Consider the following 26641-nt stretch of genomic DNA (forward strand, 5'->3'; position numbering starts at 1 on the left):
CTGTCCGGTCAGGAGTCCCGGCCGACCAGCTGGCCGTCCTCGACGGCGGCGCCGGCCGGGGCCTGCTTGGGCCAGATCGAGTAGCAGGCGGCGACGATCACGTTGACCACGGCCGCGATGCCCAGCCGCAGGTACCAGCCGGTGAAGTCGCCGAAGTGGGCGGCGCCGGCGGAGAGCGGGACCAGCGCGGTGATCAGGGTCAGGGTGATGCCGGCCGAGACCACCGTGCGCCCGCAGATCCGCCACTCGTGGCCGGCCCGCTCGGCGCCGTACTTCGGCGGGCCCTGCGGCTTGGGGCCGCCGGCGAAGCGGTACCGGAAGTGCCGGTCGGCCCAGCGCACCAGCGACGGCCCGTAGCCGATCGAGAAGCCCGCGTAGCCCGCCGCCAGCGCGTGCGTCCAGCTCGCGGTGGCCCCGCCGCGCAGGTCGAGCACGGTGAGGGCGAACAGCGTCAGGTCCACGGCGGGCAGCCCGACCAGCAGGACGGTGCTCAGGGTGCGCCGGCGCAGCAGGTAGCGGGCGGCCAGGCCGAGGGCGAGGAGGACCCAGAAGGCGACCTCGGCCGCGAGGATGAGGGTGACGATCATGGTGTGCTCCGGGACTCTCGGCGGTGCCTCCAGCCTCCCGGGTACGGGCGCGCCCGTCGTCGTCGCCGAAGGCGAGCCCGGCCTGCATCTTTCGGTGTACGACGTCTCCTCCCCGCACCGGAGCCGGGGGCCCGCCCGGAGATGATCTGATGGGGTGGTGCGCAGACCCACCCTCACCCCGCGGCAGGAGGACCGAGCGATCGCCCTCGGCGGCCTGCTCGGCGGCCTGCTGCTGATCGCGTTCAAGGTGTACGACCACTCCGAGGGCGTCCCGCGCTGGATGGTGCTGCCGCCGCTGCTGGCCACCGCCTGCCTGGAGCTGTTCCGCCGGACCCGTCCGATCCTGACGGTGGTGCTCGGCGGGGCGGTCTTCGCCGCGAGCATCTTCACCGGCGCGCTGATCGCGACCACCATCATGTACACCGACCTGCTCTACGCGAGCGTGGTCTACGGCAAGGCCCGGATGTCGCGGATCCTGCACCTGACCGGTGCCGGGTCGGTGGTGGTGCTGAGCAGCCTGGCCTTCCTCTACAGCGACGCCCCGACGGCGCTCGCGGTCGTGGTGATCACCGCACTGATCTTCCTCGGGCCGGTGTGGACCGGCGACCTGGTGCGCAGGCACCGCGAGGAGGCGGAGACCCAGCGGCTGCGGGCCGAACAGACCGCGCTGCTCTCCGAGATGGACCGGCGGGAGGCAGTCGTCGCCGAACGGGCCAGGATGGCAAGGGAGTTGCACGACGTGGTGGCCAACCACCTGTCGGCCATCGCGATCCACGCCACCGGCGCGCAGTCGGTGGCCCGCCGTCAGCGCCGGCCCGAGGACGACCCGCTGGTGGAGGCGCTGAGGGTGATCCGGGAGAACAGCGTCCAGGGATTGGCCGAAATGCGCCGCATGATCGGCCTGCTGCGGGACAGCGGCGGGGGAGAGGCCGACGAGTCCTATGCCGCGCCCGACCTGGACGCGGTCGACGCGTTGCTGGCCAAGGCCCGGGCGGCCGGGCAGGACGTCGGGCTGGACTTCGAGCTGGAGCAGAGCGGTGAGCGCGGCACGCTGGCGGTGCCGGTCGGGCTGGCGGCGTACCGGATCGTGCAGGAGTCGCTGACCAACACGCTCAAGCACGCCGGTCCGGGTACGGTCCGGGTGCGGCTGGAGTACCTGCCGCGGGAGCTGCGGATCGCCGTGGACAGCCCGTACCGCACCGGCGCCGGCCAGGCGCTGCCCGGTGCCCGGGCGGGCATGGTGGGGATGCGGGAGCGGGCCGGACTCCTCGGCGGCGACTTCGAGGCCGGCCCGCACGGGGAGCTGTGGAGCGTGCGCGCGGTACTGCCGCGCGCCTTGGTGACCGAGGAAGGCGAGGGCCGGGCATGACGATCCGGGTGCTGGTGGCCGAGGACCAGGCGGCCGTGCGGGCGGCGCTGGTGATGATCCTGAGCGCCGAACCGGACCTGGAGGTGGTCGGACAGGCCGCCGACGGGGAGGAGGCGGTGCGCCTCGCGCTGGAGCTGCGGCCCGACGTCGTCCTGATGGACGTGCAGATGCCCCGGCTGGACGGCGTCTCGGCGACCCGCGAGGTGGTGGCCGCCGGGGCGGCCCAGGTACTGGTGCTGACCACCTTCGACCTGGACGAGTACGTCTACGGCGCGCTGCGGGCCGGCGCGGCCGGGTTCCTGCTCAAGGACCTGGAGGCGGACACCCTGGTCGAGGGCATCCGCACGGTGGCCCGCGGGGACGGCATGCTGGCGCCCTCGGTGCTCAGGCGGCTGATCGGCACCTTCGCCCGTCCGGACCGCGCGGTGGGACCCGACGCGCGGGCGGCCGTCGCGGCGCTCACCCCGCGCGAGCGGGAGGTGCTGGCCTGCATCGGCGCCGGGCTGTCCAACGGCGAGATCGCGCGGCGGCTGGAGATGGCGGAGGCGACCACCAAGACGCACGTCAGCCGGATCCTGTCGAAGCTGGAGCTGCGCAGCCGGGTGCAGGCGGCGATCCTCGCGCAGGACCTCGGGCTGACGGTCTGATCGGGTGACCAGGTCGGGCACAGATCACACTCTCGAATGGCACCACGCGGGCCTGAAGGGCATTAGAGTCCGCGCATGAGCGACGCGGCTCCGAAGCGGGTGACCCCTGCCCTGAGCCGCCTTCAGGGCCCGCCCACAGGGCGGCGACGGCATCCGGGAGACCCAGCCATGAGCAATGCGTCCAGCCAGCAGATCGCCGTGATCGGCGCCGGCCTGATGGGGGCCGGCATCGCCCAGGTCTCCGCGCAGGCGGGGCACCCGGTGGTGCTGCGGGACGTCACCGACGAGGCGCTGCAGCGCGGCCTCGCCGGCATCCGCGCCTCGTACGACAAGTTCGTCGCCAAGGGCCGGCTGACCGCCGAGGACGCCGAGGCGGCGCTCGCCCGGATCACCACCACCACCGACCTGGGCGCGGTCGCCGAGGCCGACATCGTGGTCGAGGCGGTGTTCGAGCAGCTGGAGGTCAAGGAGGGCGTCTTCCGCGAGCTCGACAAGATCGCCAAGGACGGCGCGGTGCTGGCCTCCAACACCTCCGCCATCCCGATCACCCGGATCGCCGCCGCCACAGGGCGCCCCGAGTCCGTCGTCGGCGTGCACTTCTTCTCGCCGGTGCCGCTGATGAAGCTGGTCGAGCTGGTGCGCGGCTACAAGACCAGCGACGCGACGCTGGCCACCGTCCGCGCCTACGCCGAGGGCGTCGGCAAGGACGTCGTGGTGGTCAACCGCGACGTGGCCGGTTTCGTCACCACCCGCCTGATCACCGCCCTGGTCGTCGAGGCCGCAAAGCTGTACGAGTCGGGCGTCGCCACCGCCGAGGACATCGACACGGCCTGCCGTCTCGGCTTCGGCCACCCGATGGGCCCGCTGGAGACCGCCGACCTCACCGGCGTCGACATCCTGCTGCACGCCGCCCACAACATCTACGCCGAGACCCAGGACGAGAAGTTCGCCGCCCCTGAGATCATGGCCCGCATGGTCACGGCCGGTGACCTGGGCCGCAAGAGCGGCCGGGGCTTCTACCCCTACCCGGGCAAGTGATCCGCCCGCTCGGATGAGCAGGGCCGGGCCCGCGATCAGCGCATCGCGGGCCCGCCTCCGAGGGGGCGGGTGAGTTTCCTCACGCCGGGTGCCGCAGACGGGTGATTTGGGCGGTAATCGAGCGTAGGTGTGGGGAGTTACTGCGTATATTCCCTCGGACGAGTGAAGTTGCTTCAGATCTGGCCGGAACCAGCAACCTGCGGACCTGGTTCACCGTCAGATGAGGGGGAACCCGGCCCGGCACTGATGCCGCGGTCGGGCCCGGGCGCGGGGCCACGGCCCGCCCGGATGGACACACCCCGCCCCCGGACCCGGCGCGGCCGGGGCGGAACGATCCCGTACCAGGCCTGCCAGGCGGAGGAGGAGAGCATGCGCATCACCGGCGACCACACGGCGCTGGCCATCGAAGGCCGCCTCGACGTGCGCACCGCCGCCGACGCCCGTGCCCGCCTGCACCGGGCCGTCGACGGCGGCCGGGGCGACCTCGTCCTGGACCTCGCCCGGCTGGACTTCTGGGACGCCACCGGACTCGGCGTGATCATGGGCACCCACCGCCGGGCCGGCCGGATCGGCCGCCGACTGGTGCTGCGCTCCGTCCCGGCCCAGCTCCAGCGCCTGCTGGTGGCCACCAGGCTGCACCGCATCCTCGCCGTCGAGGGCATCACCGTCGACCACCTCGGTGCGACCCTGCCCGCCCTCGGGCCGGTCCTCTAACCCGGCCCGCACCGTCCAGCTCGGCCCGGCCCGGCCCGGCACCGCCCGGTCCCGGCGGCGGGCATCGCCCCTGGTCCGGCCGTCGGCCGCGGGCCCGGCCCGGACCGCCGCTGCACGGGTGGGGCCGGATGTGCGAGAGTCTGCCGTCAGAGAATTCGGCCGCCGGAGCCAGGTCCGGCTCCCTCCGGCCTTCGGCCGGGCGGGGGTCCGCCGACCGGAGGCCGGGGGCGCACCCCGGCACGGGAGCGGCCGCACGCAGTCGTCGGCCGAGCATGGGGCGAGGTAGAACGTGGGACAGCCATCCGGTGAGTTCCGGCAGGAGGCCGTACGCACCCGTGGCGGTGAGCTGGTCTCCGGCGGCCTGCTGGTGAGCGTCGGCACCCCGGACGGCTCCGAGGTGCGGCCCTGCCCCGAGGAGTGGCGTCCCCGCCCCCGCCGGATCGAGCGCAGCGAGCCCGCCCGCGGCCCGGTCGGCGGCCCCGGCCGCGCCGTCGGACCGCTCGCCCTCGGCGCGGGGGCGGCCGACCTGCCGCTGCTGGACCGCGAGGCCGACATCGCCCAGCTGCTCGGCCTGCTGGCCGAGGGCCGCTCGATACGGCTGGTCGGCCAGGCCGGATCGGGCCGCAGCGCCCTGCTGTCGGCGGTCGCCGAGGCGGCCGGGGACATCGCCCCCGGCGGCGTCGTCCAGCTCTGCGGTCACCGCCGCACCGCGGCCGACCTGCTCCAGGACCTCTTCGCCGCCACCCACCACGCCCCCGGCTACCGGCCCGACCCGGGGCAGCTCGCCGAGCACCTGGCCAGGGTCGGCGCGGTCGTGGTGATCGACGAGGTCGAGTGCGTCGGCCCCGAGCTGGAGCAGCTGCTCGCCGCGGCCCCCGACTGCGCCTTCCTGCTCTCCGTCGCCCCGGACAGCCCCGCGCTGCCGCTCGACTCCCGGCTGCAGGACCACCTGGTGGCCGGGCTCTCCCGGTCCGCCTGCCTGGCGCTGGCCGCCCGGCTGGCCGGCCGGGCGCTGGACCCGTCCGAGAAGGCCTGGGCGGTCGACCTCTGGTTCGAGTCGGAGGGCCTGCCGCTGCGCTTCGTCCAGGCCGCCGCGCTGCTGCGCCAGCGGGACGTCGCGGTGGACGCGCTGGTGGCCGCCGAGGAGGACCGGCTGGGTGTCTTCGGCGCGGTCGAGGAGCCGGTCCAGCACCCCGACCCGGCGATCCGCGAGGGCGAGCTGCGCGGCACCGTCCCGCTGCCCTCCGTCGCTGAGAGCGCCTCACCCGCCGTCCGGCTCGCCGAGGGGCTCAGTGAGCCCGCCCAGGCCGTGCTGCGGCTCGCCGTGGCACTCGGCGGCGAGTGCCCGACGGCGCCACACCTGCCCGCGCTGATCGACGTGGGCCAGGGCGAGAGCGCCCTGCACGAACTCGCCGACTGCGGGCTGGCCGTCTCCATCGGCGGCCACCACCGGCTCACCTCGGGCGCGTTGGAGCTGCTCGCCCCGCACTGGCCGGCCCGCCGCAGCATCGACGGCGCCGCCCAGCACTTCGCCTGGTGGGTCGGGCACAGCTCGGTCTCCACCCGGCAGATCGCGGCCGAGGCGGAGGTGGTGATCGGCGTGCTGCTGGCCGACGCCGCCGCCGGGCGCGACGGCTCGGTGCTGCGGCTGGCCCGGGCGGCCGCCCCCGCGCTGGCGCTGTCGCTGCGCTGGGGGGCCTGGGAGCAGGCCCTGCAGCTCGGGCTGGAGGCCGCCCGCCGGAGCGGCTCGCGCGGCGACGAGGCCTGGTTCCGCCACGAGTTGGGCGTGTTCGCGATCTGCGTGCGGGAACCGGCCCGCGCGATGGCCGAGTTGGAGGCCGCACTGGCCCTGCGGGCCGCGCTGGGCGAGCCGCGGGGGGCCGTCGCGGCCCGTCGGATGCTCGACCTGCTGCGCGCCGACGGGCGTCAGCTGCCCGCGGCCGGGTCGGCCGGCCAGACCTCGCCCCGGCGGCCCGTCATCCGGGCCATCGCGCAGGTGCCGTGGCGTTTCAAGAGCACTCCGGGAACGGCCGGCGGCACCCGGCGGACGGTGATCGCCGCCTCGGCGGCCGTGCTGGCGCTCGGCGTGCTCGGGACGGCGGTCGCGATGAGCGTCACCGGCTCGGAGAAGCCCGGCGGCGACCCGCACATCAGCACCGAGGACGGCTCGGGCCTGCCCGCGGGCCTGCCGACGCCCCGCCCGAGCCTCAGCCCCGGCGCGACGGCCTCCAGCGGCACCCAGGACCCGGCCACCCCGGCCGAGGAGCAGTCGAGCCCGGAGGCCTCGGCGAGCAGCGGCGGAGCGTCGCACTCGCCCTCGCCGTCGAAGAAGCCCACCAAGTCGCCGACCGCCACGGCGAGCACCCCGCAGCCCGCGGATCCGGGCCAGTCGCCGCCCCCGGCCGGCGGCGCGGTCGGCGGCGGTGCGGCGGGTGGCGGGGCGGGCGGCAACCCGCCGCCGCCCGGCGGTTCGGTAGGCGGCGGCAACGGCGGGGCCGGTGGGAACGGCAACAACGGTGGGACGACCGGTGGCGGCGCGGCCGCCGGCGGTACCGGCAGCACGCCGTCGCCCTCGCAGTCCACGACCAGCACCCCGCCCTCGACCAGCCCCAGCGCCACGTCCAGCACGACGCCGTCGGGCACGGGCAGCCCGACCGCGTCCGGATCGCCGTCCTGACGCGGTCGGGGACCGGTCAGAACAGCTTGAGCTTGTCGTCGTCGATGCCGCGCAGCTCGTCGTAGTCCAGCACTACGCAGCCGATGCCCCGGTCGGTGGCCAGGACACGGGCCTGGGGCTTGATCTCCTGCGCGGCGAAGACGCCCTTCACCGGGGCGAGCAGCGGGTCGCGGTTGAGCAGCTCCAGGTAGCGGGTGAGCTGCTCGACGCCGTCGATCTCGCCGCGCCGCTTGATCTCGATGGCGACGGTCGCGCCGTCCGAGTCGCGGCACAGGATGTCGACCGGGCCGATCGCGGTCGGGTACTCGCGGCGGATCAGCGACCAGCCTGCGCCGAGCACCTCCATCCGGTCCGCGAGCAGCTCCTGGAGGTGGGCTTCGACGCCGTCCTTGATCAGACCAGGGTCCACCCCGAGTTCGTGGGAGGAGTCATGCAGCACCTCCTCCAGCGTGATGATGAGCTTCTCGCCGGCCTTGTTCTCCACCGTCCAGACCCCGTCGGCCTCCTTGAGGACGCACGGCGGGGACATCCAGTTGAGCGGCTTGTAGGCGCGGTCGTCGGCGTGGATGCTGACGCTGCCGTCGGCCTTGACCAGGATGAGCCTGGTGGCGGAGGGCAGATGGGCGGAGAGCCGACCGGCATAGTCGACTGAGCAGCGGGCAATTACGAGACGCACGGTCGACCACGCTAGCCCACCGGGGCCAGTTGATGCGATTCCGCGACGGCCGGGTGAAGAAACCGCGAACCCGACGAACATGGATGTTCGGCGGTTCGACGATTGCCCGCCACGCTCTGGCGCCCACACCCATAGGTAGCTACCGTGTGTGACGGCACGATTGCGGGGCCGCTGTCAACGGGGATGGAGACGGCAGATGAACGATCCGACGGGATCAGGCCATTCTGGTGCAGCGCGTCGTATTTCCGGAGCAATCCGAAGGAACCACCGGCCTCGTCCACGGATGGCTGCCACGCTGTTGTGAGCGGTTGACGCCCTGTGCCCAACCGCCTCCGCACGGTGCCGGAAACAGCCGTCCGACGGCGTTCCGGACATCACGCGCGATCGCCCACCCTCACCCTCAGCTTGGACAACGCAGAACCACCCGGGCGCCGCGCGGGTGGACCGCGAGAGGAGAATCCATGTCGCTCGACGTCTCACCGGCCCTGCTGGAGAAGGCCGAGCGGGGCGAGGTCGACGAGCGGGAATTCGTCGACTGCGTCCGCGTCTCCCTGCCGTACGCCTGGGAGCTGATCAGCTCGCTGGTCGCCCAGGCGAAGGTCGACGGCACCGACTTCGCCGACAACCAGGTACCGCCGCCCAGCGAGCAGGCCCGCGGCCAGCTCCTCCGGGCCCTCGCCAGCGACGCGATCCGGGGCGCCCTGCAGCGCCACTTCGGCGTCCGGCTGGCTTTCCAGAACTGTCACCGGGTGGCGGTGTTCCTGCCGTCGGACGCCAACGAGGCGCGTTTGCAGCGCTTCACGTCCGTCCGGGAGCAGCTGCTCAACCAGTCCGACGAACTGCGGGACTGCTGACGGGCCACCAGGCCCTGTCCGGTCGATCTTGGCGGATCAGCGCCCGGCAAGATCGGCCGGACAGGGCCTAGGCCGGTCGGATCGCAGGACGCCACCGGGCCGCCCCGCCCCCGCCGAGACGTCGCCCGATCGGGACGTCGAGGGGGAGGGGCGGCCCGGGCCGTCGCAGAACCGTTCCGGCGCGGCGACGGCGGCCTCCATCGGCCTCAGCTCAACTGCGGCAGGACCTCGGAGCCGAGCCGGGCGATGTTCTGCAGCGTCGCCTCGCGATCACCGCTGCCCTCGGCGAGCAGGGCGAAACGGCGGATGCCGGTCCGCTCGGCGGTCGCCAGCAGGCGGTCGGCGCACTGCTTCGGTGTGCCCACCGCGTGCAGGTCGCAGAGCAGTTCGGTGTACTCGTGCGGGTCGCGCATCTTGCGCTCCCGACCGTCCACCGTGCGGTGCGCGCCGAGCCCGTACTCGAACCAGCCCGGCATCGAGCGCAGCAGGGTGGCCCGGGCGGCCGAGGTCCGGTCGTCGACCTGGGCCACACCGGCCGCCACGTGCTGGCGGTTCACCCGGCGCAGCTGCTCCTCGCTGCGGCCGGCGGCCAGCCAGGCGGCCCGGTACAGCTCCAGCATCCGCAGCTTGTCCTCGTCCCCGGAGTGCATCCCGAGCAGCATCGGCAGGCCGCGCTCGGCGGCGAGCCGGACCCCGCCGGGGGAGGTGCAGGCGACCACCACCGGCGGGCCCGCCACCGGGCGCCCGGCGGGCGTGAGCTCCCCGTCCGCGGCGCCGGCGTCCTTGCGCTGGCGCGGGAACCGCGGCAGCGCGCCCTGGTCGCCGAGGCCCAGCCAGGAGCCGAGCTCGGGGCGGCGGGCCGGTTCGGAGGCCCGGGGCACCACGGCCACCTCGGGGAAGTCGAACTGCGGCCCGTCCCCGCCCACCCGGGAGCCGCGCAGCCAGCGCAGCAGCAGGTCCAGCCGCTCCGGGAACCCCTGCTCGAACGCGTCCACGCCGCCACCGAAGACGGCCAGGTCGATCCACGGCCCGCCGCGTCCGACGCCGAGCGTGAACCGCCCGTCGGAGGTGAGGTGCAGCAGCGCGGCCTGCTCGCCGAGCGTCACCGGGTGGGCGGTGGACAGCACGCTGACGGCCGTTCCGACGCCGATCCGGCGCGTTCGGCCGAGCAGCAGCGCGGCGAGCGTGGCGGCGTTCGGGCAGACCCCGTAGGGGACGAAGTGGTGTTCGGCCAGCCAGACGGAGTCCAGGCCGGCGCGCTCGGCCTCGACGGCGGCCCGCACGGTGCGGTCCAGCGCCTCGCCGTGGGTCTGTCCGGGGAACTGCGCCGAGAGCAGGAAGGCGCCGACCCGGACGGGAGCGGTGTCCGCGGGTAGTGCGGCCGCCCGCTCGGGTACGGGCAGCGGGGTGCCGGGGGTAGGGGTCACCGGGGCGTGCGGCACCGGGCCGGGGGCGGGCGGACGCACTCCGACGGGTCGTCGGGCCTCGGCGCGGGCACTGGTCTTGGTCATCGATGGGCCTCCTCGGGTGCGCGCAGGGTCTGCGGGCCCCGCCTGTCCCCTCGTGAGTAACCGATGTCATGTGCCAATGGCACGCCGAACCACCAATTTCCCAGAAGATCGGGTGGATATCACGGGAAACACCGGAGCTCCGGGCGATGCCGTGATAGAGGCCCGGGAGATCGGATTCCGGCCGTAGGCTGGGATGGTTCCGCGCCCCCGCAGAAAGGTAGCCAGCCGTGCCGCGCCGCAACCGGATCAAGATCGCAGCCGACCGCGAGGCCGCGGAGCCGGCACCCCCGCTCGGGGGCTCGCTGCGCCGCACCGAGAACTACCAGGGCGAGGAGTGGGTGGTGCAGACGGTGGCCGGGACGGCCGGCCGCCACTACCGCTGCCCGGGCTGCGACCAGGAGATCCCGCCGGGCGTCGGGCACGTGGTGGCCTGGCCGATGCACGGGGCCGGGGTGGACGACCGCCGGCACTGGCACCGGGCCTGCTGGGGCGCCCGGGAGCGGCGCGCCTCCAACATCCAGCGCGGCCGCGGCGCCCCCCGCTACTGAGCGGCGCCGCGGCCGGGTCCGCGCCGACCGGTCAGGCGTCGCGGTTCTTCAGCACCAGCGCGCCGCCCACCAGTGCGGCCAGGGTCCAGGCCAGGCAGATGGTGAAGCCGGTCCACGGTCCGTAGGGCTGGCCGTGCTGCTCGTACACCAGCAGCATCCGGGAGCCCGCGTAGTCGGGGAAGTAGTGGGCCAGCGTCTTGACCTTCGGCACCGCCGAGAGGATCGGCGAGAGCAGGAAGAAGAACGGCACCAGCACGCCCAGCGCCAGGGTCTGGTTGTGCAGCATCGCGGTGACCCCGGCCGAGAACAGGCAGAGCATCGTCAGGTACAGCGCCGCGCCGAACACCGCGCGCAGCACGTGCGGGTCGCCCAGGCCGGTGGAGTGGTCGCCGAGCAGCGCCTGGCCGACGAAGAACGTGATGAACGCGGTGACCAGGGAGACCGCCAGGGCCAGCGCGCCGAGCACCACGGCCTTGCCGGCCAACAGGGTGCCGCGCTGCGGCACGGCGGCCAGGGTGACCCGGATCATCCCGCTGCTGTACTCGTTGCCGACGGCCAGCACGCCGAAGACGATGATGGCCAGTTCGCCGAGGATGATGCCGGAGAAGGCGGTGCCGGTGGCGTCGAAGGGGGTGTCCTCGTCGCCCCGGAACTCGCTGAAGTTGTTGTTGGTGAGCAGGGACAGCAGCGCGCCGACGCCGAGGGTGATCACGAAGGCCAGCGCGAGCGTCCAGACCGTCGAGCGGACACTGCGGATCTTGGTCCACTCGGAGCGCAGGACCGCGGGGAAGGACGCCATCTCAGTTCTCCTCCTGCCGGACCGTCGCCGGCTGCTTCACTGCCGCGTCCTGCCAGCCGGCGCCCCAGGCGCCGGGGGCCCCGGCCGCGTCGCGGCCCTCGCCGTCGCCGGCGTGGTACTCCACCGAGTCGGCCGTCATCTGCATGAACGCCTCCTCCAGGGAGGCCTGTTGGGGGCTGAGCTCGTGCAGCACGACGCCGTGGCCGGCGGCCAGCTCGCCGAGCCGGGCGAGGTCGCCGTCGACCACCTCAAGGGAGCCGTCCGGCCCGGGTTCGGCCCGCAGCCCGGCGCCGGCCAGCGCGTCCAGCAGCAGCTCCGGCTGGGGGGTGCGCAGCCGGACGGCGGAGCGGGAGTTGCGCCGGATGAACTCGGCCATCGGCAGGTCCGAGAGCAGCCGGCCGCGGCCGATGACGACCAGGTGGTCGGCGGTGACGGCCATCTCGCTCATCAGGTGGGAGGAGACGAAGACCGTCCGGCCCTCCCCGGCGAGGCGCTTCATCAGGTTGCGGATCCAGAGGATGCCCTCCGGGTCCAGTCCGTTGACCGGCTCGTCGAACATCACGATCTCCGGGTCGCCGAGCAGCGCGGAGGCGATGCCGAGGCGCTGGCCCATGCCGAGCGAGAAGCCCCGGGCGCGCTTGCGGGCCACCGCGGTGAGCCCGACCAGGGCGAGCACCTCGTCCACCCGCCGGGTGGGGATGCGGTTGCTCTGGGCGAGCCAGAGCAGGTGGTCGCGGGCGGTGCGCCCGGGGTGGACGGCCTTGGCCTCCAGCAGCGCCCCGATGTACTTGAGCGGCTCGCTGAGCTGTCCGTACCGCTTGCCGTCGATGGTGACGCGGCCGCCGGTGGGCCGGTCGAGATCGAGGATCATGCGCATGGTGGTGGACTTGCCCGCACCGTTGGGGCCGAGGAAGCCGGTGACCACGCCCTGCGGCACCTGGAAGCTCAGCCGGTCCACGGCGAGGGTCTTGCCGTAACGTTTTGTCAGGTCGTGCAACTCGATCATTCGGACTCCCTTACTCTCCGTCAGGCTATGACAAAGCGGACATGGCGGCCCGCTGAGTGCGCCCGCCGGGCGTGCCGAACTACGGTGGGGCCATGACCCAGCTCCCCTCCGCATTGTCGGTCCGCGAGAGCGGTACCGGAATGCCCCTCGTGCTGTTGCACGCCTTTCCGCTCAACGCCTCGATGTGGAGCGCCCAGCTCGACGCCCTGCCCGGTCTGACCGGTGACGAGGCCCGGGTGCTCGCCCCCGACCTGCGCGGCTTCGGCGGCACCGAGCTGGGTGCGGACGAGCCCTCGCTGGACGCGGTCGCCGACGACATCGCGCTGCTGCTGGACGCGGCCGGGATCGACCGGGCGGTGCTCGGCGGGCTGTCGATGGGCGGGTACGTGGCGCTGGCCTTCGCCCGCCGCCACCCGCAGCGGCTGGCCGGCCTGCTGCTGGCGAACACCAAGGCCACCGCGGACACGGACCAGGCCCGGGCCAACCGGGAGCGGATCGCCACCGCGGTGCTCGCCCGGGACAGCGTCCGGCTGCTGCTCGACGAGCGGATGGCGGCCGGTCAGCTCGGACCGGACTCCGGGCACCTGCTCGACCGCGTCCAGGGGATGATCGCGGCGGCCCCTCCGGCGTCCGTCGCCTGGGCGCAGCGGGCGATGGCGGCCCGGCAGGACACCCTGGAGGTGCTGGCCGGGGTGCGGGTGCCGGTGGCCGTCGTGGTGGGCTCCGAGGACGCCCTGACGCCGGTCCCGGAGGCCGAGCGGATGGTCCGGGCGCAGCCGGCGGCCGAGCTGACCGTCGTCCCCGGGGTGGGCCACCTGAGCGCGCTGGAGGCCCCGGAGGAGTTCAACGCCGCCGTGCGCGGACTGCTGGCGAGGGTGGCGGGATGACGGAGGACGCGGCCGGCTGGGACTTCTCGGCGCTGCAGGTGAGCGGTCGGATGCCGGTCACCAACCGCAGCGAGGAGCTGGTCGAGCTGACCCTGGAGCCGCTCGGCGAGGACTACTGGATGCGGCCGGGCGAGACCTTCATCGTCACCTCGTACGGGGACTACGGCTCGGGGCACCCCTTCGAGGTGCAGTACTGGCCGGACTCGGTCTCGGTCTGGTGCACCTCGTGGTTCGGCACCGTCTCGGACGACGACGGGAACCAGCTGAGCTGCGGCCACCAGCGGCCGGACGGGGCCTACCCCCGGTGAGCCGGGCCCGGCCGGTCGGCGGCCCCTGACTGAGCAGCACCACGGGCCCCCACCCCGGAGGGTGGGGGCCCGTGGCGGCGGCGTCAGCGCGACTGCTGGGCGGGCACGCCCATGGTGTCGTCGTTCGGCAGCGAGGCGGCGGCCACGGCCGCGCCGGTCAGCGTCGCCAGCATCTCGCGGACGTTGGTCAGCTGGGCGTTGATGCTGTCGCGGCGGTTGGTGAGCGCCGCCAGCTCGCGCTCGGACTCGCTGCGGATGCGGTCGGCCTTGGCGTTGGCGTCGGCCACGATGTCCTCGGACTGGCGCTGGGCCGTCTCGACGGTCTGACGGGCGCGGCGCTCGGCGTCGGTGCGCAGCTTCTCGGCCTCCAGGCGCAGCTGCTCGGCCCGGTGCTCGATCTCGGCCAGGCGCTTCTCGGCCTTGGCCTGACGGGCGGCCAGGTCCCGCTCGGACTGCTCCCGGCGCTTGGCCAGGTTGGTCTCGAACTCCAGCGCGGCCTGGGCGGCCTTGGTGCGGGTCTCCTCGAAGAGGGCGTCCGCCTCCTCACGCTTGTTCTGGGCGTCCTTGTTGGCCTCGGCGCGCAGCTGGGCGCTGTCGCTCTTGGCCTTGTCGACGATCCGCAGACCCTCGTCCTCGGCCTTGGCCTTGCGGTCCTTGGCGTAGTTCTCGGCCTCGGTGCGGACCTGCTGGGCGGCGGCCTCGGCGAGCTCGCGGTGCTGCTCGGCGGCGCGGTGCGCCTCGTCGCGCAGGTCCTTGGCCTCCTCCTCGGCCAGCCGCAGGATCTTCTCGACCCGGGCGCCGAGACCGGCGTAGGAGGGCTCCGCCTCGGTGACCGCCGCCTGAGCGGTCTGGGTCTCCAGGTGGAGTTCCTCGATGCGCTTCTCCAGCGCACTGATCCGGGTCAAGGCACTGTCACGGTCGGCCACCAGCTTGGTGATCCGCTCGTCGACCTGGGCGCGCTCGTACCCACGGCGCACCAGGTCGAAGCCGTGAGGGGAGTGACTGTCGCTCATGGGGTTCTGGGCTTCCTGTCGTCAAACCGCTGAGGTGGTTGAGGGAATCCTGACACGGTACCGGAGTGTCGTCGGCGAAATGCCGATGCATCGCGGAGAATGTCCGCTCAATCGGGTGGTGCGCCACCGGAGCGATTGCCACCCGACCGGGGGGAGCCAACTCCGGCACCGGCCTTGGCACCCCCGTCCTTCTTGGTGTTGCTTCCCCCGTTGGCCGGTGCGGCCGGTGACGGCGCCTCGAAGGCCTCCAGGGCGGACAGCACGTCCTGCACCCTGGAGATCTCGGTGTTGATGTCCTTGCGGCGGCGCACCAGTTCGTCCAGCTCGCGGCGGCCCTCGTCGGTGACCCGCTTGGCCTCGGCGCGGGCCTCGGCGAGCAGCCGCTCGGCCTCCGACTTCGCCAGCTCGATCTGCTCGTCGGCGGCCTCGTCGGCGCCCCGCAGCCGCTTCTCCGCCTCGGCCGAGGCCGACTCGAGCCGCTCCTCGGCGTCGTCCTGGGCGGACTTCAGCTTGGCCTCGGCCTTGATGATCAGGGCCTCGGCGCGGTCGGTGGAGTCGGCGAGCTTGGTCTCCGCCTCCTTGAGCAGGCCCTCCGCCTTGCGGACGGCGGAGATCCGGACCTTGCTGGCCTCGGCGGACGCCTCCGAGGTCAGCTCGTTGGCGCGGTCCTCGGCGGCCGCGACCAGCGCCGCGGCGCGCTCCTCGGCCTCGGCGACGGCGGCCACCGCCTGCTCCTCGGCCTCGGTCAGCTGCTCCTGGGCGGCCGTCACCAGCGCGTCCACCCGCTCGCCTGCCGACTTCATGGCCTGCGCGTTCTCCTTGCGGGCCCGCTCGTGCAGCGCCTCCACCTCGGCGTCGGTGCGCTCGCGCAGCTCCTCGGCGCGCTCGCGGATCGCGGTGGCGTCCCGACGGGCCTCGGAGAGCAGCGCGTCCGCGTCGGCCCGGCCCTTCTCGACCTCGGCCTGGCCGGCGGCCTCGCCGGCCGCGACCAGCCGGTCGGCCTCCTTGCGGGCGGCCGCGACCATCGCGTCCGCCTGCTCCTCGGCGGCGGCGGTGGTGGCCAGCGCGGTGGTCTGGGCGTCCTCGCCGAGCGCCTCGGCGTCCGCGAAGGCCTTCTCCAGAACGGAGTTGGCCTTCTCGCGGGTGGCCCGGTCGAACTGCTCGGCGGCCTCGCGGGTGTCGGCGTCGAAGGCGTCGGCGCGGGCGTGGGTCGCGGTGTCGTAGTCGTCCGCGAGGGTCCGGGTGGCCAGCGCGTACTCCTCGGCCTCGGCCCGCAGCGAGGCGGCGAAGTCCTCGGCCTCGGCGATCGCGGCGGCGGCCCGCTCGTCGGCGGCGGCCACCGTCCGGGCGGCCAGTGCCTCGGCCTCGGCGCGCAGGTGCTCGGCGGACTCCTGGGCGGCCCGGAGCTCGTCCTCGGCGCCGGCCCGCAGCCGCTCGTCGTAGGCCTGCGCCTCGGCGCGCCGGCGGCCCAGTTCGGCCTCGGCGGCCTCGCGCTCGGCGGTGAGCTCCAGGTCGGTCTGCTCGCGCAGCGCGGCGACCTCGGCGGCGGTCCTGGCCCGCAGGTCGGCGGTCTCCCGGTCGGCCAGGGCGCGCAGTTCGGCGGTCTCCCGGTCGGCGGTGTCGCGCTGCTCGGTGGTCTCGCGGTCGGCCAGGGCGCGCAGTTCGGCGCTCTCGCGCTCGGCGGTGTCGCGCAGCTCGGCGGCGTCCTGCCCGGCCTGCTCGCGGAGCTCGGCGGCCTCGTGCATCCCGGCCACCGACTGGCGGACCTCGGCGGCCTCGTCCTCGGCGGTGGAGACCAGCGCGGCCCCGGCGGCGCGGGCGGCGTCGGTCAGCTCGTCGGCGTCGACGCGGGCCTGCTCCAGCACCGCGTCCGCCTCGGTGCGGGCCTGCTCCAGCACCGCGTCGGCCTCGGCGCGCACGGAGTCGGCGGTGGCCCGGGCCTCGGACAGCTCCCGGCCGGCCTCGGCGCGGACGGTCGCGGCCTGCTCGTTGGCGAAGGCCAGCTCGGCCTCGGCCTTCTCGCGCAGCGCCCGGGCGGCCTGCCGGGACTCGGTCTGCCGCTCCTCGGCGGCGGTCCGGGAGGCCTCCAGCGCCTGCTCGGCCTCGGCGTGCAGCCGGGTCGTCTCGGCGGTGGTGCGCTCGGTGAGTTCGGCGGCGGTCTGCTCGGCCTCGGTGCGGACGCGGTCGGCGTGGGCCTCGGCGGCCTCACGGAGTGCGGTCGTCTCGGTGGCCGTGCGCTCGGTGAGCTCCGCCGCGGCGGCCTCGACGGACTCCCAGCGGGCGGCGGTCTCGGCGGTGGTGCGCTCGGTGAGTTCGGCGGCGGTCTGCTCGGCCTCGGTGCGGACGCGGTCGGCGTGGGCCTCGGCGGCCTCGCGCAGGGCGGTCGTCTCGGTGGCCGTGCGCTCGGTGAGCTCCGCCGCGGCCTGCTCGGCCTGCTCACGGGCGGTCCGTGCGGCGGCCAGCTGCTCGGCGCTCTCCTCGCGCTCGCGGTGCAGCCCGGCGGCGGCCTCCTCGTGCTCGCGCCGGCTCTCCTCGCGCAGCGCGTTCGCGGCGGCCTCGGCCTCACCGCGCACCCGGGCCAGCTCGGCGTCGGTCTCGGTCCGCAGCCGCTCGGCGGCGGCCACCGCGGCGTCGCGGACGGCCGCGGCCTGCGCCTGTGCGTCGGAGCGCACCGCCTCGGCGGCGGCGCCGGCCTCGGCGCGCACCCGCTGGTCGAAGTCGGCGGCCTCGCGGCGCAGCTCGGCGGTCTCCCGCTCGGCGGCGGCCCGGTTCTCGGCGGCCGCGGCCTTGGCGGCGGCGAGGGCGTCCTGGCCCTGCTGCTCGGCGGTGGCGGTGATCTTCCCGGCCTCGGCGCGGGCCCGGGTGAGGGTCTGCTCGGCCCGCCCCTGGGTCTCGGCGGCCTGCTCCTTGGTCTGGGCGCGCAGCCGCTCGATCTCGCCGGCGGCACCCGCCCGCAGCTCGTCCGCGTCGGCCTTGGCCTTGGTGAGCAGCTCCTCGGCGCTCTTCGCCGACTCCTCGATCTGCACGACGGCCTGGCGGCGGGCCTCGCCGCGCACCCGGTCGGCCTCGGCGGCGGCCTGGGCGCGCAGCTCCTCCGCCTCGGCGCGAAGCCGGGCGGCCTCGTCCTGCATCTGCTGCATCCGCTCGCGGATGCCGGCCGCGTCGTCCAGGGCGGCGTTCTGGGCCTGCTCGACGGCGGCCTGGGCCTGCTCGCGCAGGCGCTCGGCCTCGGCGGCGGCCTCGGAGCGGATCCGCTCCGCCTCGGCGGCGGCCTCGCCGCGGGTGGTCTCGGCGTCCTGGTCGGCCCGGGCGAGCACCTCCTCGGCGGTCTTGGCGGCCTTGGCGAGGTGGACGGTGGCGTCCTTGGCGCCGGCCGCCCGGCCCTCCTCGTGGGCCTCGCCGCGCAGCTGCTCGGCGGCGGACTCGGCCTGGGCACGCAGCTCGGCGATGTCCCGTTCGGCCTGGGCCCGCAGCTCGGCGATGGCCGCCTCGGCCTCCGCGCGCAGCTGGCCGGCCACCGACTCGGCGGTGGCGCGCAGCCGCTCGCTCTCCTCGGCGGCGGCGGCCCTGGCCGCCTCGGCCTCGGCCTGCTTGGTGGCGGCCTCGGCCTTGAGGGCCTCGGCCTCCTTGGTGGCGTGGGCGACCATCCGGGCGACCTCGGCCCGGGCGGTCTGCGAGCGCTGCTCGCTGGCGGCCTCGCCGTCGGCGACCTTGCGCTCGGCGGCGGCCTCGGCGTCGGCCTGCAGCTGCTCGGCGGCGACCTCGGCCTGGGCGCGCAGCTCGGTGGCCTCCCGGCGGGTGCGGTCGGCCTCGGCGATCGCCTCGCCGCGCAGCCGCTCTATCTCGGCCTGGGCGTGGCCGAGGGCCTCCTCGGCGCGGGCCTGCTCGGCGGCGGCCTGCTCCTTGAGCCGGCCGATCTCGGCGTGGGCGGCGGTGAGCTGCTGTTCGGCGGCGGCGTGCGCGCCGGCCAGCTGCTGCTGGGCCTCGCCGCGGGCGGCGTCGACGTCGGCGGCGGCCTGCGCGCTGGCCTGCTGGGCCTGCTCGGAGGCGGCCCGCAGCAGGCGCTCGGCGTCGCTCTGGGCGCGCTGGAGGGCGGCCTCGGCGGCGGCCTGGGCCTCGCCGCGGGCGGCGTCGACATCGGCCGCGGTCTGGGCGCGGGCGTGGTCGGAGAGGGCGGAGGCCTCCGCGCGGGCGGCGGCCATCAACCGGTCGGCCTCGGCGCGGGCCTCCTGGAGCAGGCGCTGGGCCTCCTGCTCGGTGCCGGCCCGGGTCTGCTCGGCCCAGTTGACGTTCTCGTTGACGTGCTGTTCGGCGCTGCGGCGGAGCTCGACGAGCTCCTCCTCCAGCTGGCGGCGGCGCGCGGTGAGCTCGGCCTCCAGGCGGGCGGTGCGCTCGGCGGCCTCGGCCATCAGCCGCTGGGTGGCCGCCTGGGACTCGCGAAGCTGTCGCTCGGCGTCGGCGCGCAGCTGCTGGGCCTGCATCTCGGCAGTGCGGAGCATCTGCTCGGCCTGGCCGGAAACGGCGTCGAAGGCGCGCGGCTGGGCGAGCATGCGACGGGATTCGTGCAGCTTGGCCCGGAGCACCTCCACCTGATAGGCGAGGTCCTCGGCATGCTCGACTGACTTGTCCCGCTCCTTCCGAGTCCGATCCATCTCGGCCTCGAACTGGGAGAGGTGATCGTCAACCTCGTAGCGGTCGTAGCCCCGCACTCCGCGGTCCCATCCATCTCCTGGTCGCGTCCTCGACCCGGCCGTTCCCGGGCTCCCGTGGTCCGGGGCCCGCGTCCGACTGGTCCTTGCATCCGCGGCCGGTGGACACCCCCATCAAGTCCGGGGAGGCCCGCCACGGTCGTCGGAGTCCTGGGTACGGGAGCGCGGTGGATCCGCGTTCCCCCGTCCGGGTGGACTCCTGGGCGAACTCTTGCCTTGTGGAGAATGGTGACAGATCCGAACTGCGACTGTTCAGCCGTGCCCGCGTAATGGACTCCCCTGCGACGGGCCGACCACCGGAGGGCGGACAGGCCTGTCATCGGCCGTGCCCGTCGTCTCCGTCCCCCGGAGTCTTCGCGCACCTGGGCATTGTAGTGGGAGCGCCCGGCGGGGGAATGGCCGCGTAGGTGTTTTCCGGGCGCGGGGCGACATTACTGACGGGTCATGACGAGCCGGACGCCTCGGCGGGTGCCGTCCGGGGACGGCACCCGCGCCCCGGGGGGAGGGCGGTCAGTGCTCGCCGGGCTCGGCGGAGGTGACCAGCTCGGTCAGGACGCCGCCGCAGTCCTTGGGGTGCAGGAAGGTGATCCGCGAGCCCATCGAGCCGATCCGCGGCTGCTCGTAGAGGACCCGGACGCCCTTGCCGCGGATGGCCTCGGAGTCGCCGTCCACGTCGGCGGTGCCGAAGGCGATGTGGTGGACGCCCTCGCCGTTCTTGTCCAGCCACTTGGCGACGGTGGAGTCCGGGCGGGTGGGCTCCAGCAGCTGGAGGTAGGAGGCGCCGCCGTCGCCGGTGTCGTTGATCTTGAGCATGGCCTCGCGCACCCCCTGCTCCTCGTTGACCTCGCTGTGGAACACCTCGAAGCCGTAGGTGGCGCGGTAGAACTCGACCGTCTTGTCGAGGTCGAAGCAGGCGATGCCGATGTGGTCGATACGGGTCAGCACGGTGACCTCCGGGTGCGAGCGGGCAGCGGACGGCAACAGTGCAGCGCATGCGGCCGGAGCGCGCCAGTCTCCCTGGTGCGAGCCTGCTCACACGGCCGGGGTTCACCCGGATCGTCCTGACACGGTGTTGACTGGACAGTGCCAGTGCGCTCGATCACACCGTCGCTCCGATGACGGGCGGGTAACAGGTCAGTACATTGAGCGGCATCCTCACCTGGCCACGACGTGCGAAGGGGCCCGTCCCATGACCAACACCACCTCTGTGATCGTTGCCGGTGCAAGGACCCCGATGGGGCGCCTGCTCGGTTCACTCAAGGGCTTCACCGGCGCCGAGCTCGGCGGCTTCGCGATCAAGGCGGCCCTGGAGCGGGCCGGTGTCACGGGTGACCAGGTCCAGTACGTGATCATGGGCCAGGTGCTGCAGGCTGGCGCCGGCCAGATCCCGGCCCGCCAGGCGGCCGTCAAGGCCGGCATCCCGCTGAACGTCCCGGCGCTCACCATCAACAAGGTGTGCCTCTCCGGCCTCGACGCGATCGCCCTGGCCGACCAGCTGATCCGGGCCGGCGAGTTCGACATCGTGGTGGCCGGCGGCCAGGAGTCCATGACCAACGCCCCGCACCTGCTGCCGAAGTCCCGCGAGGGCTACAAGTACGGCGCGATCGAGCTGCTGGACGCCATGGCGTACGACGGCCTCACCGACGCCTACGAGAACATCCCGATGGGCGAGTCCACCGAGAAGCACAACGCCCGGCTGGGCATCCCGCGCGAGGCCCAGGACGAGATCGCCGCCGCCTCGCACCAGCGGGCCGCCAAGGCGCAGCAGAACGGCGTGTTCGAGGCCGAGATCGTCCCGGTGGAGATCCCGCAGCGCCGGGGCGAGCCGGTCGTCTTCAGCCAGGACGAGGGCATCCGCGCGGACACCACCGTCGAGGGCCTGGCCAAGCTGCGCCCGGCCTTCACCAAGGACGGCACGATCACCGCCGGCACCTCCTCGCAGATCTCCGACGGCGCCGCCGCCGTGGTCGTGATGAGCAGGGCCAAGGCCGAGGAGCTGGGCCTGACCTGGATCGCCGAGATCGGCGCGCACGGCAACGTGGCCGGCCCGGACAACTCCCTGCAGTCGCAGCCGTCCAACGCGATCAAGCACGCGCTGGCCAAGGAGGGCCTGGAGGTCGCCGACCTCGACCTGATCGAGATCAACGAGGCGTTCGCGGCCGTCGCCCACCAGTCGATGAAGGACCTCGGCGTCGACGCCGACATCGTCAACGTCAACGGCGGCGCGATCGCGCTCGGCCACCCGATCGGCATGTCGGGCGCCCGCGTGGTGCTGCACCTGGCGCTGGAGCTCCAGCGCCGCGGCGGCGGCGTCGGGGCGGCCGCGCTGTGCGGTGGCGGCGGCCAGGGCGACGCGCTGATCGTCCGCGTCCCGCAGGCCTGATCGTCCGACATACCTTCGGGCTGCGGACCGCCACCGGCGGTCCGCAGCCCTTCGGCGCTAGGAGCTGCTGATGATCGATGTCGCGACGCTGGTCGAGCAGGCGCGCGAGGGCCGCCCGCGGGCCGTGGCCCGGTTGATCTCCCTGGTCGAGAACGCCGCCCCGCAGCTGCGCGAGGCGATGGCGGCGCTCGCCCCGTACACCGGGCAGGCCTACACGGTCGGGCTGACCGGCTCGCCGGGCGTGGGCAAGTCCACCTCGACCTCGGCGCTGGTCTCCGCCTACCGCCGGCTCGGCAAGCGGGTCGGGGTGCTGGCCGTCGACCCGTCCTCGCCGTTCTCCGGCGGCGCGCTGCTCGGCGACCGGGTCCGGATGCAGGACCACGCCACCGACCGCGAGGTGTTCATCCGCTCGATGGCCACCCGCGGCCACCTCGGCGGGCTCTCCTGGACGGCCCCGCAGGCGCTGCGGGTGCTGGACGGGGCCGGCTGCGAGGTGATCCTGGTCGAGACGGTCGGCGTGGGCCAGTCCGAGGTGGAGGTCGCCGCGCAGGCGGACACCACCGTGGTGCTGCTCGCCCCCGGGATGGGCGACGGCATCCAGGCCGCCAAGGCCGGGATCCTGGAGATCGGCGACGTCTTCGTGGTCAACAAGGCCGACCGGGACGGCGCCGACGCCACCGCCCGCGAGCTGAACCACATGCTCGGCCTCGGCGAGGCCCGCGAGCCGGGGGCGTGGCGGCCGCCGATCGTGAAGACCGTCGCGGCCCGCGGCGAGGGCGTGGACGAGGTGGTCGAGGCGCTGGAGAAGCACCGCGCCTGGCTGGAGGAGAGCGGCGAGCTGGCGGTGCGCCGCCGGCGCCGGGCCGCCGACGAGATCGAGGCGATCGCACTGGCCACCCTGCGCGCCCGGATCGGCGACCTGCACGGCGACCGCCACCTGGCGAGCCTGGCCGAGCGGGTGGTGGCCGGCGGGCTGGACCCGTACGGCGCCGCGGACGAGCTGGTCTCCGGGCTCACCCGGGGCTGACCGGGCGCGACGAGGGCCGCCCCCCCGCACGGGGAGCGGCCCTCGTCGCGTTCTGACGGTCTCAGGACCGGCCGCGCAGGACCGGCTTCAGGACCGGCCGCGCAGGCCGCGCAGGTGCTCGGCGATCGGCGCCAGTGCCTCGTACATCGCGTCCAGCTGCTCGGCGCTGAAGCGGTCGATGAAGTGCGCCCGGACACTGCGGACGTGGTCCGGGGCGACCTTCTGCATGGTCGCCCAGCCCTGCTCGGTGAGGTGGGCGTAGAGGCCGCGGCGGTCGCCCGGGCACTCCTGGCGCAGCACCAGCCCGGCCGTCTCCATCCGGGTGATCTGGTGCGAGAGCCGGCTCTTGGACTGGAGCGTCGCGGTGGCGAGGTCGGTCATCCGCATCCGGCGCTCGGGCGCCTCGGAGAGCACGACCAGGATCTCGTAGTCGTTGATCGCGAGGTTGTGCGGCTGGAGTTCGCGGCCGAGCTGGTAGTCCAGCAGTTTGGCGACCTCCAGATGGGCACGCCACAGCCGCTGCTCCCTGGCGGTGAGCCAGGGGGTCTCCTCCTCGGGACGCGAGGAGGAGACGTCGTCGGCGTCGAGCGTGTGCGTGTCCATGCGCACAGCATACTATTTAGTTAAATCTTGTACAAGTTTACAGACCGAAACGCCGTCCGAGGTCGCCCAGGTTACCGAGACCGGGGACGTTCACGTTCGGCAGCTGGCCGCCGTGGCCGGCCGCGTGCTGCGAGGGCACGCCACCCATCGGCACGCCCGCCTCGGCGTGCACCTGGCCGACGGCGCGCTCGGCCATCAGCACCTCGCTGGACTGCAGCAGCACCTGGCCGGCGCCGATGAACTCGAACTGGTGCTCCTCGCCGGAGGCCCCGCCGAGACCGGTCAGCCGGCGGATCCCGCCGATCACGCCGTGCATGTAGTCGTGGTCGTAGTGGTGGCACGGCGCGGGGCAGTCCGCCCAGCCGACCAGCGCCTGCGGGTCCACCCGGATCGGCGGCTCGACGAAGTGCACCGGGCCGTTGGAGGCGGCCACGAACTTGCCGGAGCCGATCAGGGTGAGGAAGCCCGGGATGATCGACTGCTTGAGCCGCAGCGTCGGCTCGTAGGCGAGGAGGTTTCCCGACCGGACGGTCAGGTTCCCCTCCTCCAGGTCGTAGGAGTTGAGGTCGAAGGCCCGGTCGGCCAGCAGCAGCTTGCCGCGGCCCTCGGCGACCACCCAGTCCGCCGCGTGCATCGGCGAGTTGAAGTGCTGTCCGAGCATCCGGTCGATCGCCCCGGCGCCGACGCCCTTGAAGGAGATGTCGCCGTAGTAGGCGATCATCTTGCCCTTCTGCAGGAAGTACGACCCGTTCAGGTCGACCGAGAAGGCGTACGGGTTGACGTTGTCGTTGACGGGCAGGCTGTGCGCGTCGTGCACCACCGGGCCGGAGCCGTCCTGTGCCTTGGGCAGCGGGGCCTGGGCGCCGCCGAACTGCTCCTGGGCGTAGTTCTGCGGGGGCGCCGGCGGGTAGCCCTGCGGCGGCGGGGGCGGGTAGCCGCCCTGCTGCGGGTAGCCCTGCTGCGGGTACGGCTGCTGCCCGGGCTGCTGCCCGTAGCCGGGCGGCGGGGCGGCCGGGAACCCGGGCTGGGTCGGCTGGTTGTACGGCGACTGCTGTCCGTACGGGTCGCTCGGCTGCCCGTACGGGGGCTGCGGCGGGTAGGACATCAGAGCTTCTCCTCGCTCGCCTGCACGAACACCGTGCCGTTCCCGGACAGCTCCAGCTGGAAGCCCTCGCCGGAACCGCGGCCGATCATGTCGCGCCACCCCAGCGCGGTGGACAGCTTGTTCTGGACCTGGCCGCGGTGCGCGACGTAGGCCTGGGGGTCGACGTGCACCGGCTGGTGCGGGGTGATCGGCAGCTCGAAGACGCCGCCGTGCGCCATCACCGCGACCGAGCCGTGGCCGTCCAGCTTGGTGGTGAACAGGCCCTGGCCGGTGACCTGGCCGCGGACCATGCCCATCACGCCGCCCTGCGAGCCCATGAACACGGTGGACTGCTGCAGCGAGCCCTCGAAGGCCAGCAGCCGGTCCGCCTCCACGCACAGGGTGTCGCCCGCCAGCTCGATCACGTGGACGTGGTGGCCGCCGTGGCCGAACATCACGGTGCCCTGGCCCTCGACGGTCATCAGCGGGGTGTCCTCGTTGGCCACCCGGCGTCCGATCATCGACATGACCCCGCCCTGCCCGCCCATCACGTTCGGGGTGAACCGGACCTCGCCGGTGTACGCGAGCATCGCGCCGCGCTGGCTGAAGAGCCGCTGCCCGGGGACGACCCGGGCCTCGATCATCTTGTTGTTGATCCTGGTGAACGGCATCAGACGTCGCCCCCGACGGTGAGCTTCTCGGACGGCTGCACGTAGACCAGGCCCTCGCCGGCGAACTCCACCTGGACGGCCTCGCCGCCGCCCTCGCCGATGAAGGTCGACCAGCCCGCGCCCGACTTCAGGCTGCGGTTCAGGTTGCCGGTGTGTGCCACGTACGCCCCCGGGTCGACCCGCAGCGGCATCCCCTGGGAGACCCGCAGGATGATCGCGGGGCCCTTGGAGGTGACGGCCGCCCAGCCGTGGCCCTCGACCTTGGTGGTGAACAGGCCGTTGCCGGAGGAGATGCCGTTGAGCCCGGTGAAGGTGGTGCCGGTCTTCAGCGTGCCCTCGGTGCAGAGCAGGTTGTCCGACTCGACGTACAGCGTCTCGCCGTTCAACCGGACCAGGTTGATCTCGGTGGCCCGGTCGGCGAAGTAGCAGGTGCCCTGCCCCTTCACCTCCATGACCGTCATCTGCTCACCGGTCAGTCGGCGGGTCACCATGCCGCGCAGACCGTCGCCGCCGCCGGTGAGCTTCTTGAAGTTCATCTGGCCGGTGTACGCGACCATTGAGCCGTTTCTGGCTTTCACGCCATCGCCCGTCATGTCGACGGCGAGCGTCTTGGACCCCTGGAGTCGAAACTGTGCCACCGCCGCAATGTAGCCGGATTCGGCGGCCGCGGGGGAGGGGGTGTCGGCGTTCTGGTACCGGTCTGCGACAAAACGGCTCGGATCAGACCGGGGTGCGGGCCCCCGGCGGCACCGCCCCGGCGGCGAGCTCGACCTCCAGCAGCGAGGCCGAGTGTCGCTCCGCCTCGAAGGCCACCACGCCGCCGCGCAGGCCGAAGAGCCGCTTGGAGAGCAGGATCCAGAGCACCGCGACGATGTTCAGCGCCAGCGTGCCGATCTTGACCGCGCTGATGTGCTCGGTCAGCTCGTACACCTCCAGCGGCAGGAAGGCCGCGGTGGCCACCACGGTCAGGTACTCGGCCCAGCGCCGGCCGCGCCAGAGCCCGACCGCCTCGACGATCTCGATCAGCGCGTACACCAGGAGCGCCGCGGCGACGATCATCAGGGTGCTGTGCCTGTAGTCGAAGGTCCTGCGGATGGTGTCGACGATCGGGGAGTGCTCCAGATCCCAGTGGAAGTGCTCGGTCACCGGCTTGAAGACCGTCAGGTTCTCGTCGAAGACCCGGCGCACCGCGTCCTGGCTGTTGGAGAACTTCCAGACGCCCCAGGCCACCACGACGATCAGCAGCCCGCGCAGCAGCCGCTCGACCGCCAGGAAGCGCAGGATGAAGAGGTCCCGCAGGGCCTTGCCGCGGGGTACCAGCGGAGCGTCCTGCGCCGGTCCGGAGCCGTGCGGGGCGCCGAGCGCGAAGTCCCCGCAGCGCAGGCAGCGCCAGGCGTCGCCGAGCGCGGTGGCGGCGTGCAGGCGGCGGCCCAGGTCGGGCTCGGTAGGCGCGTAGGTGATGTGGCCGCGCCTGGCGCAGGTCCTTCGGTCCCAGTCCGGCTTGAACATCGGTCGTACCCCCGTGGTGCG

The 26641-nt window shown here is 73.9% G+C and carries 24 protein-coding genes; 11 read left to right on the forward strand and 13 right to left on the reverse strand.

The window, feature by feature from the left end; translation table 11 throughout:
* Positions 1–8: 8 nt before the first annotated feature.
* Positions 9–587: a hypothetical protein gene (locus ACIGZJ_RS08070; protein ID WP_396456461.1), complete on the reverse strand. Its 579-nt coding sequence runs from the start codon at positions 585–587 to the stop codon at positions 9–11.
* Between the two features lie 157 nt (positions 588–744).
* Between ACIGZJ_RS08070 and ACIGZJ_RS08075 the strand changes: the two genes are divergently transcribed.
* From ACIGZJ_RS08075 to ACIGZJ_RS08095, 5 genes are all read left to right on the forward strand, one after another.
* Positions 745–1956: a sensor histidine kinase gene (locus ACIGZJ_RS08075; RefSeq protein ID WP_396456462.1), complete on the forward strand. Its 1212-nt coding sequence runs from the start codon at positions 745–747 to the stop codon at positions 1954–1956.
* Positions 1953–2603, forward strand: a complete 651-nt coding sequence (locus ACIGZJ_RS08080; RefSeq protein ID WP_396456463.1) for a response regulator — start codon at positions 1953–1955, stop codon at positions 2601–2603. The genes ACIGZJ_RS08075 and ACIGZJ_RS08080 overlap by 4 nt, the downstream gene beginning before the upstream one ends.
* 168 nt (positions 2604–2771) lie before the next feature.
* Entirely contained in the window at positions 2772–3641 is an 870-nt protein-coding gene (locus ACIGZJ_RS08085; protein WP_396456464.1) for a 3-hydroxyacyl-CoA dehydrogenase family protein, read from the forward strand.
* Between the two features lie 369 nt (positions 3642–4010).
* Complete coding sequence (locus ACIGZJ_RS08090) at positions 4011–4355, forward strand: STAS domain-containing protein (RefSeq protein ID WP_396456465.1); 345 nt, start codon at positions 4011–4013, stop codon at positions 4353–4355.
* Between the two features lie 289 nt (positions 4356–4644).
* A complete protein-coding gene (locus ACIGZJ_RS08095) occupies positions 4645–7032 on the forward strand; it encodes an ATP-binding protein (RefSeq protein WP_396456466.1) in 2388 nt (795 codons plus the stop codon).
* 16 nt (positions 7033–7048) lie between these two features.
* On the opposite strand, the gene nucS is transcribed toward ACIGZJ_RS08095, so the two are convergent.
* Positions 7049–7708 (reverse strand): endonuclease NucS, encoded by a 660-nt coding sequence (gene nucS / locus ACIGZJ_RS08100; protein WP_392929300.1) that lies wholly within the window; start codon positions 7706–7708, stop codon positions 7049–7051.
* A gap of 461 nt (positions 7709–8169) precedes the next feature.
* Here nucS and ACIGZJ_RS08105 point away from each other — a divergent pair, with 461 nt between their 5' ends.
* Positions 8170–8562, forward strand: coding sequence for an SCO5389 family protein (locus ACIGZJ_RS08105; protein WP_392929302.1), 393 nt, complete (start codon positions 8170–8172; stop codon positions 8560–8562).
* Between the two features lie 206 nt (positions 8563–8768).
* On the opposite strand, the gene ACIGZJ_RS08110 is transcribed toward ACIGZJ_RS08105, so the two are convergent.
* Positions 8769–10073 carry an LLM class flavin-dependent oxidoreductase gene (locus ACIGZJ_RS08110; RefSeq protein WP_396456467.1) on the reverse strand — a complete coding sequence of 435 codons (1305 nt, stop codon included), beginning with the start codon at positions 10071–10073 and terminating at the stop codon, positions 8769–8771.
* A gap of 227 nt (positions 10074–10300) precedes the next feature.
* Here ACIGZJ_RS08110 and ACIGZJ_RS08115 point away from each other — a divergent pair, with 227 nt between their 5' ends.
* Entirely contained in the window at positions 10301–10621 is a 321-nt protein-coding gene (locus ACIGZJ_RS08115) for an ATP/GTP-binding protein (RefSeq protein ID WP_396456468.1), read from the forward strand.
* A 31-nt stretch (positions 10622–10652) separates the two neighbouring features.
* On the opposite strand, the gene ACIGZJ_RS08120 is transcribed toward ACIGZJ_RS08115, so the two are convergent.
* The gene (locus ACIGZJ_RS08120) at positions 10653–11420 is read right to left on the reverse strand and encodes an ABC transporter permease subunit (RefSeq protein WP_396456469.1); all 768 of its coding nucleotides are present in this window, start codon (positions 11418–11420) and stop codon (positions 10653–10655) included.
* A 1-nt stretch (position 11421) separates the two neighbouring features.
* Positions 11422–12426 (reverse strand): ATP-binding cassette domain-containing protein, encoded by a 1005-nt coding sequence (locus tag ACIGZJ_RS08125; protein ID WP_396456470.1) that lies wholly within the window; start codon positions 12424–12426, stop codon positions 11422–11424.
* 92 nt (positions 12427–12518) lie between these two features.
* Between ACIGZJ_RS08125 and ACIGZJ_RS08130 the strand changes: the two genes are divergently transcribed.
* A complete protein-coding gene (locus tag ACIGZJ_RS08130) occupies positions 12519–13313 on the forward strand; it encodes an alpha/beta fold hydrolase (protein WP_396456471.1) in 795 nt (264 codons plus the stop codon).
* Positions 13310–13621, forward strand: a complete 312-nt coding sequence (locus tag ACIGZJ_RS08135; RefSeq protein WP_396456472.1) for a hypothetical protein — start codon at positions 13310–13312, stop codon at positions 13619–13621. Before ACIGZJ_RS08130 ends, ACIGZJ_RS08135 begins: the two co-directional genes overlap by 4 nt.
* An 83-nt stretch (positions 13622–13704) precedes the next feature.
* On the opposite strand, the gene ACIGZJ_RS08140 is transcribed toward ACIGZJ_RS08135, so the two are convergent.
* From ACIGZJ_RS08140 to mce, 3 genes are all read right to left on the reverse strand, one after another.
* The gene (locus tag ACIGZJ_RS08140; protein WP_218201876.1) at positions 13705–14634 is read right to left on the reverse strand and encodes a cellulose-binding protein; all 930 of its coding nucleotides are present in this window, start codon (positions 14632–14634) and stop codon (positions 13705–13707) included.
* Between the two features lie 107 nt (positions 14635–14741).
* Positions 14742–19343 carry a hypothetical protein gene (locus ACIGZJ_RS08145; RefSeq protein WP_396456473.1) on the reverse strand — a complete coding sequence of 1534 codons (4602 nt, stop codon included), beginning with the start codon at positions 19341–19343 and terminating at the stop codon, positions 14742–14744.
* A gap of 510 nt (positions 19344–19853) precedes the next feature.
* The gene (gene mce, locus ACIGZJ_RS08150; protein WP_392929674.1) at positions 19854–20288 is read right to left on the reverse strand and encodes a methylmalonyl-CoA epimerase; all 435 of its coding nucleotides are present in this window, start codon (positions 20286–20288) and stop codon (positions 19854–19856) included.
* A 244-nt stretch (positions 20289–20532) separates the two neighbouring features.
* Here mce and ACIGZJ_RS08155 point away from each other — a divergent pair, with 244 nt between their 5' ends.
* Together ACIGZJ_RS08155 and meaB are read left to right on the forward strand one after the other, a co-directional pair.
* On the forward strand, positions 20533–21726 hold the full coding sequence (locus tag ACIGZJ_RS08155; RefSeq protein ID WP_396456474.1) for an acetyl-CoA C-acetyltransferase: 1194 nt from the start codon (positions 20533–20535) through the stop codon (positions 21724–21726).
* A 70-nt stretch (positions 21727–21796) separates the two neighbouring features.
* Positions 21797–22753: a methylmalonyl Co-A mutase-associated GTPase MeaB gene (gene meaB, locus ACIGZJ_RS08160; protein ID WP_396456475.1), complete on the forward strand. Its 957-nt coding sequence runs from the start codon at positions 21797–21799 to the stop codon at positions 22751–22753.
* A gap of 87 nt (positions 22754–22840) precedes the next feature.
* On the opposite strand, the gene ACIGZJ_RS08165 is transcribed toward meaB, so the two are convergent.
* The 5 genes from ACIGZJ_RS08165 to ACIGZJ_RS08185 all read right to left on the reverse strand — a co-directional run bounded on the left by ACIGZJ_RS08165 (position 22841) and on the right by ACIGZJ_RS08185 (position 26620).
* On the reverse strand, positions 22841–23356 hold the full coding sequence (locus tag ACIGZJ_RS08165; RefSeq protein ID WP_392929316.1) for a MarR family winged helix-turn-helix transcriptional regulator: 516 nt from the start codon (positions 23354–23356) through the stop codon (positions 22841–22843).
* A 37-nt stretch (positions 23357–23393) separates the two neighbouring features.
* On the reverse strand, positions 23394–24206 hold the full coding sequence (locus ACIGZJ_RS08170) for an AIM24 family protein (protein ID WP_392929676.1): 813 nt from the start codon (positions 24204–24206) through the stop codon (positions 23394–23396).
* Positions 24207–24460: 254 nt separating this feature from the next.
* A complete protein-coding gene (locus ACIGZJ_RS08175; protein ID WP_396456476.1) occupies positions 24461–25111 on the reverse strand; it encodes an AIM24 family protein in 651 nt (216 codons plus the stop codon).
* A complete protein-coding gene (locus tag ACIGZJ_RS08180) occupies positions 25111–25749 on the reverse strand; it encodes an AIM24 family protein (protein WP_392929318.1) in 639 nt (212 codons plus the stop codon). Before ACIGZJ_RS08180 ends, ACIGZJ_RS08175 begins: the two co-directional genes overlap by 1 nt.
* An 82-nt stretch (positions 25750–25831) precedes the next feature.
* Positions 25832–26620, reverse strand: coding sequence for a DUF2127 domain-containing protein (locus tag ACIGZJ_RS08185; protein WP_396456477.1), 789 nt, complete (start codon positions 26618–26620; stop codon positions 25832–25834).
* Between the last annotated feature and the right edge of the window lie 21 nt (positions 26621–26641).

The sequence above is a fragment of the Kitasatospora sp. NPDC052868 genome (genome assembly GCF_044547105.1).
Classification (GTDB): domain Bacteria; phylum Actinomycetota; class Actinomycetes; order Streptomycetales; family Streptomycetaceae; genus Kitasatospora.